At 64.6% G+C, this 10,039-nt stretch carries 7 protein-coding genes; 4 read left to right on the top strand and 3 right to left on the bottom strand.

All coding sequences use genetic code 11. The features are described from left to right. Nucleotides 1-83: 83 nt before the first annotated feature. The 3 genes from M3I56_RS22730 to arcD are packed head-to-tail and all read right to left on the bottom strand — an operon-like array spanning nt 84 to nt 3,784. Nucleotides 84-1,094 (bottom strand): ornithine carbamoyltransferase, encoded by a 1,011-nt coding sequence (locus tag M3I56_RS22730; RefSeq protein WP_254355912.1) that lies wholly within the window; start codon nt 1,092-1,094, stop codon nt 84-86. Nucleotides 1,095-1,143: 49 nt separating this feature from the next. After that, a complete protein-coding gene (gene arcA / locus M3I56_RS22735; RefSeq protein ID WP_375541773.1) occupies nt 1,144-2,403 on the bottom strand; it encodes an arginine deiminase in 1,260 nt (419 codons plus the stop codon). Nucleotides 2,404-2,416: 13 nt separating this feature from the next. Further along, nucleotides 2,417-3,784: an arginine-ornithine antiporter gene (gene arcD, locus M3I56_RS22740; RefSeq protein ID WP_254355921.1), complete on the bottom strand. Its 1,368-nt coding sequence runs from the start codon at nt 3,782-3,784 to the stop codon at nt 2,417-2,419. A 722-nt stretch (nt 3,785-4,506) separates the two neighbouring features. Between arcD and M3I56_RS22745 the strand changes: the two genes are divergently transcribed. The 4 genes from M3I56_RS22745 to M3I56_RS22760 form a co-directional block, all read left to right on the top strand. Then, nucleotides 4,507-6,501 (top strand): acetoacetate--CoA ligase, encoded by a 1,995-nt coding sequence (locus M3I56_RS22745; RefSeq protein WP_254355913.1) that lies wholly within the window; start codon nt 4,507-4,509, stop codon nt 6,499-6,501. Nucleotides 6,502-6,580: 79 nt separating this feature from the next. After that, nucleotides 6,581-7,585 carry an AraC family transcriptional regulator gene (locus tag M3I56_RS22750; RefSeq protein WP_254355914.1) on the top strand — a complete coding sequence of 335 codons (1,005 nt, stop codon included), beginning with the start codon at nt 6,581-6,583 and terminating at the stop codon, nt 7,583-7,585. A gap of 224 nt (nt 7,586-7,809) precedes the next feature. Continuing rightward, complete coding sequence (locus tag M3I56_RS22755) at nt 7,810-9,600, top strand: acyl-CoA dehydrogenase (protein WP_254355915.1); 1,791 nt, start codon at nt 7,810-7,812, stop codon at nt 9,598-9,600. Nucleotides 9,601-9,643: 43 nt separating this feature from the next. Continuing rightward, nucleotides 9,644-10,039, top strand: a 396-nt coding sequence (locus tag M3I56_RS22760; protein WP_254355916.1) for an NAD(P)/FAD-dependent oxidoreductase, incomplete at its 3' end; no start/stop codon positions are given.

Raw genomic sequence — 10,039 nt, forward strand, 5'->3', positions numbered from 1 at the left:
GTCGGTGAAGCGGGGCGCATGCACCGCGTTGCCGGGTTTGCAACCCGGCCGCGCGGCGCACGCGCGCCGTCAATCGGTACGGTTCAAATGTCGGCGAGCGTCGAAACGAGAATCGCCTTGATCGTGTGCATGCGGTTTTCCGCCTGTTCGAAGGCCAGATTCAGCGGCGACTCGAACACTTCCTCCGTGACCTCGACGCCGCCCTTGAGCTCTGGATACTTGTCTGCGATCTGCTTGCCGATCACCGTGTCGCTGTTGTGGAAGGCGGGCAGGCAGTGCATGAAGCGCGTATGCGGCGTGCCGCTCGCCTTCATGAGCGGCATGTTCACCTGATAGGGCAGCAGCGCCTTGATGCGCTCGCCCCAGGCTTCCATGGGCTCGCCCATCGAGACCCACACGTCGGTGTGCACGAAATCCACGTCCTTGACGGCGGCCTTCGGGTCCTCGGTCAGCAGGATGCGCGCGCCGCTTTCCTCGGCGAACTTCTTGCAGTCCGCCACGAGCTCGTCGTGCGGCCAGAGCGATTTCGGCGCCGCGATGCGCACGTCCATGCCGAGCTTCGCGCCGATGAGCAGCAGCGAGTTTCCCATGTTGTTGCGGGCGTCGCCGAGATACGCGTAGCTGATCTGCGTGAGCGGCTTGTCCGAATGCTCGCGCATGGTGAGCACATCGGCGAGCATCTGCGTGGGGTGGTATTCGTCGGTGAGGCCGTTGAACACCGGCACGCCAGCGAACTTAGCCAGTTCCTCGACGATCTCCTGCCTGAAGCCGCGATACTCGATCGCGTCGTACATGCGGCCCAGCACACGCGCCGTGTCCTTCATGCTTTCCTTGTGGCCGATCTGCGAGGAGGTCGGATCGATATAGGTGACGTTCGCGCCCTGGTCGTAGGCCGCGACTTCGAACGCGCAGCGCGTGCGCGTGGAGGTCTTCTCGAAGATCAGCGCAATGTTGACGCCCTTGAGGTGCTGCTGCTCGGTCCCCGTGTACTTGGCGCGCTTGAGGTCGCGCGAGAGATCGAGCAGATAACGGAGCTCGCGGGTGTTGTGATGCATCAGACTAAGCAGGCTTCGGTTGCGCAGGTTGAAAGCCATGTCGTTTCTCCGTTGCGAATGCAGTGGGAATGCGGATAGGGAGCGACGCTCAGAGATCGACGGCGTCGCGCACGATCGGGCAAGTCATGCAGTGGCCGCCGCCTCGCCCGCGGCCCAGTTCGCTCGCCGTGATCGTGATGACCTCCACGCCGGCCTTGCGCAGCAGCGTATTCGTATAGGTGTTGCGGTCGTAGCCAATCACGACGCCGGGCTCGACGCACACGACGTTGTTGCCGTCGTCCCATTGCTCGCGCTCGGCCGCGAACGCGTTGCCGCCGGTCTCGACGATGCGCAGGCTCTTCAAACTCAACGCTTCGGCCACAACATCCACGAAGGGCTTTTCCTCGCGGCGCAGGTCGAGCTTCGAGGGGCTCTTTTCGTCGGGGCGAATCGAGAACGGCACGATCTCGTTGACCACTTCGGGGAAGATCGTCACGAGGTCGCGGTCGCAGAAGCTGAATACCGTGTCCAGGTGCATGGCCGCGCGCGACTTGGGCAGGCCCGCCACGACGATGCGCTCGGCGCCGCCCTTGGCGAAAATGTTCTGCGCGAGACGGCCGATTGCCTGGCGGCTCGTGCGCTCGCCCATGCCGATCAGCACGACGCGGTTGCCGATCGGCATCACGTCGCCGCCTTCGAGCGTGGCCGCGCCATGGTCCTCGTCGGGGTCGCCGTACCACACCTGAAAGTCCTTGCCCGCGAACTCGGGGTGATACCGGTAGATGGCTGTGGTGAGCAGCGTTTCCTGCCGGCGGGCCGGCCAGTACATCGGATTGAGCGAAACACCGCCGTAGATCCAGCAGGTCGTGTCGCGTGTGAAGGTGCTGTTGGGCAGCGGCGCGAGCACGAAGCTCGAATAGCCCAGATAACGGCGAAATTCCTTGAGGATCTTGCTTTGTTCGGTATCCGGAATATCTTCGGCAACCACGCCGCCAATGAGGAATTCCGCGGTCTTGCGCGGCTCGAGCCCTTCGAGCCAGCTGCGCACCTCGCCGGCGAGCGAAACGCCCACGGTCTCGGGGCGAACCTTGCGATCGAGGATGTACTTGAGCGCTTCGGGGTGTCGCACCGTTTCCGTGAGCAGATTGTGCATCTCGAGGACGTCCACGCCGCGCTCGCGCATCTTCGTCACGAAGTCGAAGTGGTCGCGCTTCGCCTGGCTGACCCAAATCACGTCGTCATAAAGCAGCTCGTCGCAGTTGCTGGGTGTGAGGCGTTGATGCGCGAGACCCGGCGCGCATACCATGACCTTGCGCAGCTTGCCTGCCTCGGAATTGACGCCGAAGGCGACAGTGTCCGTACTCATCATGAGACTCCTCGAATCAGAGGGTGAGAAAGCCCTTGTACAGGCCGAAAGCCGCCAGCAATGCGCCGATCAGCACAGCGGCGAAAACGAACTTCTCGATGGTGGTGAACACGGTCTGGCCGACCTCGCGTTTTGCGCGTGCAAACAGCACGATACCTGGCGCGTAGAGCAACGCGGAGAGCAGCACGTATTTGAGGCCGCCGGCGTAAATCAACCAGACCGCATAGATCACGGCGATGCCCGCGATGACGAGGTCCTTGTTGCGCTCGCCGCTGTTGGCTTCATACGTTTCGCCGCGCAGTGCGAGCAGGAATGCGTAGGCTGCCGACCAGAAGTAGGGCAGCAGGATCATCGAGGTCGCGAGATAGATGAGCGAAAGATACGTGCCCTTCGAGAACAGCGTGATGACGAGGAAGATCTGCACCATGCCGTTCGTGAGCCACAGCGCGTTGGCGGGCACGTGCTTCGCGTTTTCCTTGCGCAGGAAGTTTGGCATCGTGTGGTCGCGCGCGGCCGAAAAGATGATTTCGGCGCACAGCAGCACCCACGAGAGCAGCGCGCCCGCGAGCGACACGACGAGCCCCACGCTGATGAGAATCGCGCCCCAGTGGCCGACCACGTTTTCGAGCACGCCCGCCATCGAGGGATTCTGCAGGGCCGCGAGCTTCGGCTGCGTGAGCACGCCGAGCGAAAGGATGTTCACGAGCACGAGCAGGAGCAGCACGCCGACGAAACCGATGACCGTGGCCTTGCCGACATCGCTGCGCTTTTCCGCGCGCGCGGAGAAAATGCTCGCGCCTTCAATGCCGATGAACACCCACACCGTCACGAGCATCATGTTGCGGACCTGGTTCGTCACGCTGCCGAGCTTGGGATTCATTTGTCCCCAGAAGTCGGCCGTGAAAGTGCCGGAGCGGAACGCAAACGCGCAGATGACGATGAAGAGGCATAGCGGCACCAGTTTCGCGACCGTGGTGATCTGATTGACGATCGCAGCCTCCTTGATGCCCCGCAGCACGAGAAAGTGCAGCGCCCAGAGCAGCACCGAGGCGCAGATGATGGAGATCGGCGTGTTGCCCTCGCCGAACACCGGGAAGAAGTAGCCGAGCGTGCTGAACAGGAGAACGAAGTAGCCGACGTTGCCGAGCCACGCGCTGATCCAGTAGCCCCAGGCCGAGCCGAAGCCCATGTAGTCGCCGAAGCCGGCTTTCGCGAAGGCGTAGACCCCGCCGTCGAGTTCGGGCTTGCGTATGGCCAGCGACTGGAACACGAACGCCAGCATGAGCATGCCGACCGCGGTGATCGCCCAACCGATCAGTACCGCGCCGGCGTCGGCGCTCGCCGCCATGTTTTGCGGCAGGGAAAAGATACCGCCGCCCACCATCGAGCCCACGACGAGGGCGGTGAGCGCGCCGAGGCGAAGCCTGTTGGCGGCGGCTGGCGTGGCGGCGCTATCGGGCTTGGCGGAGGGGTGAGGCGTAGACGTCGATTCGGACATGCGCGATCTCCTGTACGAGCCGGCTGGATTGCAGATCTCGCGCTGCGCGCGAGGCCATCAACATGCTTGTGCCTGAGTCTGCAGCGCGGATCGCATGCCGCGAGAGCGGAACCCGTGCCGCTACGCGCTCAATCTGATAGTGGGCGCGCAATCTGACAATAAGACCTTGGTCCGATAGGGAGAGGCAACCCGGCGGGAATTTGCCAAATTAAAGGCGTCAGTGGATTGCAGTTTGATGACGGGCCTTATGCCAATTGCGTACGGAATGGGCCGTATTGCCGGACTTTCCCGGTAAAACAGGCGTTGCGCGGCGCAAGGTAAATGAGCGGTTCGATCTATTTGTGCAGGACAACCCGGCATGTGAATTTCGATTTATCTTAGATTAAATCGGGAAACAAAATATTGATCGCGCGTAAGTGTTCAATTACCGCTTTTATTCGAAATACTGGAAATAATCACAACGTGACATGTCATTGCGCGCGACGTTAGCGGACATCGTCGTCAGCAAACGCGGTTGGAAACCTCCCACTGGTTTCCCTGAATTGTTCGAGGCGCACCGGCTCCGGCACCATTAGGTCAAACGAACCCGCACGAGCTCACGCAACGAGATGAACGAAACTGTTCCCGCATCCGCTCCGGCCTGGACGCCGGAGCCGCAGCAAGTCGAATCAGCGCGCGTAACCCGGTTCATGAAATGGCTCGGCGAGACGCGCGGTCTCGCGTTCGACGACTACGACGCGCTTTGGCGCTGGTCCGTCGAGGACATCGACGGTTTCTGGTGCGCGCTGTGGGACTGGGCGCAGATTCCCTCGCGCGAGCCGCGCGGCGTGGCGCTCGCCGATGCGGCGATGCCCGGTGCACGCTGGTTTCCGGGTGTCGAATTGAACTACGTCGAGCGGGCCTTTCAGCTCGCGAGCGACGCGCGGCCCGCGATCGTTTCGCGCAGCGAGAGCGGCCCCATGGCGGGACGCACGCGCGAATTGAGCTGGGCGGAGCTGCGCCGCGAGGTTGCGGCTTGCGCGGCCACGCTGCGGCGCATGGGCGTGACGCGCGGCGACCGCGTGGCGGCTTTCATGCCGAACACGCCCGAAACCGTCGTGGCATTCCTCGCCACGGCGAGCGTGGGCGCGATCTGGTCGGTGTGCTCGCCCGACATGGGGCCGCTCGCGGTGCTCGACCGCTTCCGGCAGATCGAGCCGAAGGTGCTGTTCGCCGTGGACGGCTATCGCTACGGCGGCAAGCCGCACGACCGGCGCGAGCTGATTCACCATCTGCTGCGCGAATTGCCGAGCGTGGCGCACCTCGTGTTCGTCCCGCAGCTCGACCCGGACGCCGACGCGAAGGCGTACCCGCAGGCCACGGCATGGCGCGACGCCATCGCTGGCAACGTCCCGCTGCAGATCGAACACGTGCCGTTCGATCATCCGTTGTGGATCGTCTATTCGTCGGGCACGACGGGCATGCCCAAGGCCATCGTGCATTCGCACGGCGGCATCGTGGTGGAGCACGTAAAGCTCACCGCGCTGCATCTCGACCTGAACCCGGGTGACCGTTTCCACTGGTACGCCAGCACGAACTGGATCATGTGGAATTGCCAGGTGGGCGGCCTGCTCGCGGGCGCGACGCTCTGCCTCTACGACGGCAACCCCACGTATCCCGACGCGCAGGCGTTGTGGCGCTTCGTGGGCGAGACGGGCGTGACGTTCTTCGGCGCGGGGGCGGCGTACTTCCAGGGGTGCCTGAAGACCGGCGTCGAGCCGCGTGCGGCGGACGATCTCTCGCGCCTGCGCGCGGTTGGCTCGACCGGCTCGCCGCTGCCGCCTGAAGCGTATGCCTGGATACTCGAGCAGGTGGGGCCCGTCTGGATCGATGCGATTTCGGGCGGCACCGACTTCGCGGGCTGCTTCCTCGCCGGCGTGCCGACCCTGCCGGTTTATCTCGGCGAAATGCAGTGCCGGTGCCTTGGCGCGCGCGTCGAGGCATTCGATGACGCCGGGCACGCGCGCATCGACGAAGTCGGCGAACTCGTGTGCACCGCGCCGATGCCTTCGATGCCGCTTTACTTCTGGCGCGACGAAGCGAACCGGCGCTACCGCGAAAGCTACTTCGACATGTTTCCTGGCATCTGGCGCCACGGCGACTGGCTGCGCATCACGCCCCGCGGCGGCGCGGTCATCTACGGACGCTCGGACGCCACCATCAACCGCCATGGCATCCGCATGGGCACGAGCGAGCTGTATCGCGCGGTGGAGTCGGTGCCCGAGGTGCTCGACAGCCTCGTGGTCGATCTGGAGTACCTGGGGCGCAGCTCGTCGATGCCGCTCTTCGTGGTGTTGCGCCCGGGTGTCGATCTGGGCGACGCGCTCGCGCAGCGCATTCGCGCGCGCGTGCGCGAGGCGCTCTCGGCGCGCCATGTGCCCGATGAGATCCATCAGGTTCAAGCCGTTCCGCGCACGCTATCGGGCAAGAAGATGGAGGTGCCGATCAAGCGGCTTCTGCTCGGGCAGCCGCTCGAGAAGGTGGCCAATCCGGACACCATGGCCAACCCGGAAAGTCTCGCGTGGTTTGCGGCGTTTGCGCGGACGAGGGGCCAGGCCGCGTGATTCTGGCCGCGCCGATTTAAAATGGCGCGCGGACCGACGCCGATGTCCGTCCGTTTCCGCGGCCTTCCATCGTCAATGCATGCCATCGCCTAGCGCCACCGTTCCCATCTCGCTCGTCAACGGCTTTCTCGCCGGCGCGGGCGCCGAGCCCACCGTGATCCGCCGCTATCTCAACGAGGCGGGCATCGCGCTGGAACTGCTCGCCAAGCCGGGCGGCCGTGTGACGGAAGAGCAGTTCTCCACGCTCTACCAGACGCTCGCCATCGAACTCGACGACGAGATGCCCGGCATCTTCAGCCGGCCGCTGCGCAGCGGCACGCTCAAGTTTCTCTGCCTGAGCCTGCTCGATGCGCGCAACCTCGAAACGGCGCTGCATCGCTTCGACCAGTTCTTCCACATCGTGCTCGACGACTTCCGGCTCGAATCGCGCCGCCAGGGGCTGGTGGCCCAGGTGGCATTGCGCGCCAACCCGGCGTACGGCGCGATCGGGCCGCTCGGCCAGGAGCTGATGCTCAAGCTCGCGCACGGCGTGTCGTCCTGGCTGATCGGCCAGCGTATTCCGCTGCTGCAAGTCGATTTCGCCTGCGCGCAGCCGCCGCACGCGCTCGATCACCGCTACTTCTTCTCGGGTCCCGTGCGCTTTGGCTGCGAGGCCACGCTGATGCGCTTTAGCGCGGCTTTTCTCGACATGCCGATCCGGCAGAGCAAGCGCAACCTGCGCGCGTTTCTCGCGCGCTCGCCCGGCGACTGGATCTTCGAGACCTTCAGCGAGCAGCTCGTGAGCCACAACGTGCGCCAGTACCTGGCGGCGCAACTGCCTGATCTGCCGACCATCGAAGCGGCGGCCGACAACCTGCACTGCTCGGTGCGCACGCTCTGCCGGCGCCTCGCCGCGGAGGAGACCACCTTCCAGGCGCTCAAGGACGAACTGCGCCGCGACGTGGCGATCCAGCGCCTCACCGATACCCAGGACACGATCGCGGCTATTGGCGGCGATCTGGGTTTCGACGACCCCAGCGCCTTTCATCGCGCCTTTCGACACTGGACGGGCAGCACGCCCGGCACCTACCGCCGGCGCGGCTGAGTGCCTGGGCATCGCCGGCATAAAGTGAGGACACCCACCCATGATGGGTGGGCACAGCGGCCGACAATGTGGCCAGAATTGTCACCATGTGGTCCGGTTTGGACAGTGGTATTGCGGCCCATTGACGCTACGATCCGTCCTGTACTGCCGCAAGGTAGCCACCCAGGTAACCCTGGCCCGGCGGCGCATCCAATTTGACCCCTGAGTGACTGGAAGGACCGATCATGAGCTACAACGCCCCTGTCAAGGACATGCTGTTCGTGCTGAAAGAGCTGGCCGGCATCGACGCCGTCGCAACCCTGCCGGGTTTCGAAGACGCTGGTTTCGACACTGCGCAGGCCGTGCTCGACGAGTGCGCGAAGCTCTCCGGCGAAGTCATCGCGCCGTTGAACGTAGAAGGCGACCGCGCGCCGAGCAGCTGGCGCGACGGCGAGGTCACGGCGACGCCTGGCTTCGCCGGGGCGTTCCGCCAGTATGTCGAGGGCGGCTGGCAGGGGCTGCAGCATCCGTCCGAATTCGGCGGCCAGGCGCTGCCCAAGCTGATCGCTACGCCTTGCATCGAAATGCTCAACGCGGCGAACCTCTCGTTCGCGCTGTGCCCGCTGCTCACCGACGGCGCCATCGAGGCGCTGCTGACCGCGGGCAGCGACGAGCTGAAGGCGCGCTACGTGCCGAAGCTCATCTCCGGCGACTGGACCGGCACGATGAACCTCACCGAGCCGCAGGCCGGCTCCGACCTCGCACTGGTACGCTCGCGCGCCGAACCGCAGGGCGACGGCACCTACAAGGTCTTCGGCACGAAGATCTTCATCACGTGGGGCGAGCACGATATGGCGGAAAACATCGTTCACCTCGTGCTGGCGCGCACGCCCAACGCGCCCGAAGGCGTGAAAGGCATTTCGCTCTTTGTCGTGCCGAAGTTCTTCGTCAACGAAGACGGCTCGCTCGGCGCGCGCAACGACGTGCATTGCGTATCGATCGAACACAAGCTCGGCATCAAGGCGAGCCCGACGGCCGTGCTCCAGTACGGCGATCACGGCGGCGCGACCGGCTACCTCGTGGGCGAGGAGAATCGCGGCCTCGAATACATGTTCATCATGATGAACGCGGCGCGCTTCGGCGTAGGCATGCAGGGCGTGGGCGTGGCGCAGAGCGCGTACCAGAAGGCCGTGGCGTACGCGAAGGAGCGTGTGCAGAGCCGCCCCGTGGACGGCTCGCTCAAGCAGTCGGCGACCATCATCCATCACCCGGACGTGCGCCGCATGCTCGCCTCGATGCGCGCGATGACCGAGGGCGCACGAGCGCTCGCGTATGTCGCCGCCGCCTATAGCGACCATGCTCACTACCACGCCGACCCTGAAGCGCGTGCGCGCAATCTCGCGATCTACGAATTCCTCGTGCCGATCGTGAAGGGCTGGAGCACCGAAATGGTCAACGAGGTGACGAGCCTTGGCGTCCAGGTGCATGGCGGCATGGGCTTCATCGAGGAAACGGGCGCGGCCCAGTACTACCGCGACGCGCGCATTCTCGCCATCTACGAAGGCACCACGGCGATCCAGGCGAACGACCTGGTAGGCCGCAAGACGGTGCGCGACGGCGGCGCGGTGGCGAAGGCGCTGCTTGGCGAGATCGCCCGGACTGCTGAGGAACTGGGTCAGGCCGGCGGCGCGGCGGCGGCATCGATGCGCGAGCAACTGGAAAAGGGCGCACGCGCGCTGGCGAATGTCGTCGATTACGTGGTTGCGAACGTCAAGCGCGACCCGAACGCGGTGTTCGCGGGCAGCGTGCCGTATCTCAAGCTCGCGGGCATCGTGCTGTGCGGCTGGCAAATGGCGCGTGCGTTGCTCGTCTCGCAACGCGAACTCGCGAACGACGCCGAGTTTTACGGCGCGAAGATCGCGATCGCGCAGTTCTACGCCGAGCACATTCTCGCGCAGGCAAGCGGCCTCGAGACGTCGATCCTGGCCGCAAAGGGCGACGCTGGCGTGCTCGCGCTGAGCGAAGTGCAGTTTTGATCGAGCGGCTTAGGGCGCTCAGTTAGCAAGCAAGGAAGAGGATATGTCGCCGAGTGATCTGATTGCACAGTACGGTCCACGCGAGTCGATGGAATACGACGTGGTGATCGTCGGCGGCGGCCCCGCCGGGCTGTCCGCCGCGATCCGCCTGAAGCAGCTGGCCGCGGAAAAAGGCGCTGAAATCGGCGTCTGCGTGCTGGAGAAAGGCTCGGAAATCGGGGCGCATATCCTCTCGGGCGCGGTCATGGATCCGCGTGCCTTGAACGAGCTGATGCCGGACTGGAAAGAGCAAGGCGCACCGCTGAACGTGCCCGTGACCGAGGACAAGTTCCTTTTTCTTTCCGAAACGGGGGCTAAATCGGTGCCGAACTGGGCGCTGCCCGACAACTTCAAGAACCACGGCAACTATGTCATCAGCCTCGCGAACGTCACGCGCTGG

The sequence above is a fragment of the Paraburkholderia sp. CNPSo 3281 genome (assembly GCF_024206515.1).
GTDB classification, from domain to species: Bacteria; Pseudomonadota; Gammaproteobacteria; order Burkholderiales; family Burkholderiaceae; genus Paraburkholderia; species Paraburkholderia nodosa.

What these genes read in the sequence shown, in the direction of transcription:
- M3I56_RS22730 (WP_254355912.1), bottom strand. Translation starts at nt 1,094, where the DNA reads ATGGCTTTCAACCTGCGCAACCGAAGCCTGCTTAGTCTGATGCATCAC.
- arcA (WP_375541773.1), bottom strand. Translation starts at nt 2,403, where the DNA reads ATGATGAGTACGGACACTGTCGCCTTCGGCGTCAATTCCGAGGCAGGC.
- arcD (WP_254355921.1), bottom strand. Translation starts at nt 3,784, where the DNA reads ATGGTGGGCGGCGGTATCTTTTCCCTGCCGCAAAACATGGCGGCGAGC.
- M3I56_RS22745 (WP_254355913.1), top strand. Translation starts at nt 4,507, where the DNA reads ATGAACGAAACTGTTCCCGCATCCGCTCCGGCCTGGACGCCGGAGCCG.
- M3I56_RS22750 (WP_254355914.1), top strand. Translation starts at nt 6,581, where the DNA reads ATGCCATCGCCTAGCGCCACCGTTCCCATCTCGCTCGTCAACGGCTTT.
- M3I56_RS22755 (WP_254355915.1), top strand. Translation starts at nt 7,810, where the DNA reads ATGAGCTACAACGCCCCTGTCAAGGACATGCTGTTCGTGCTGAAAGAG.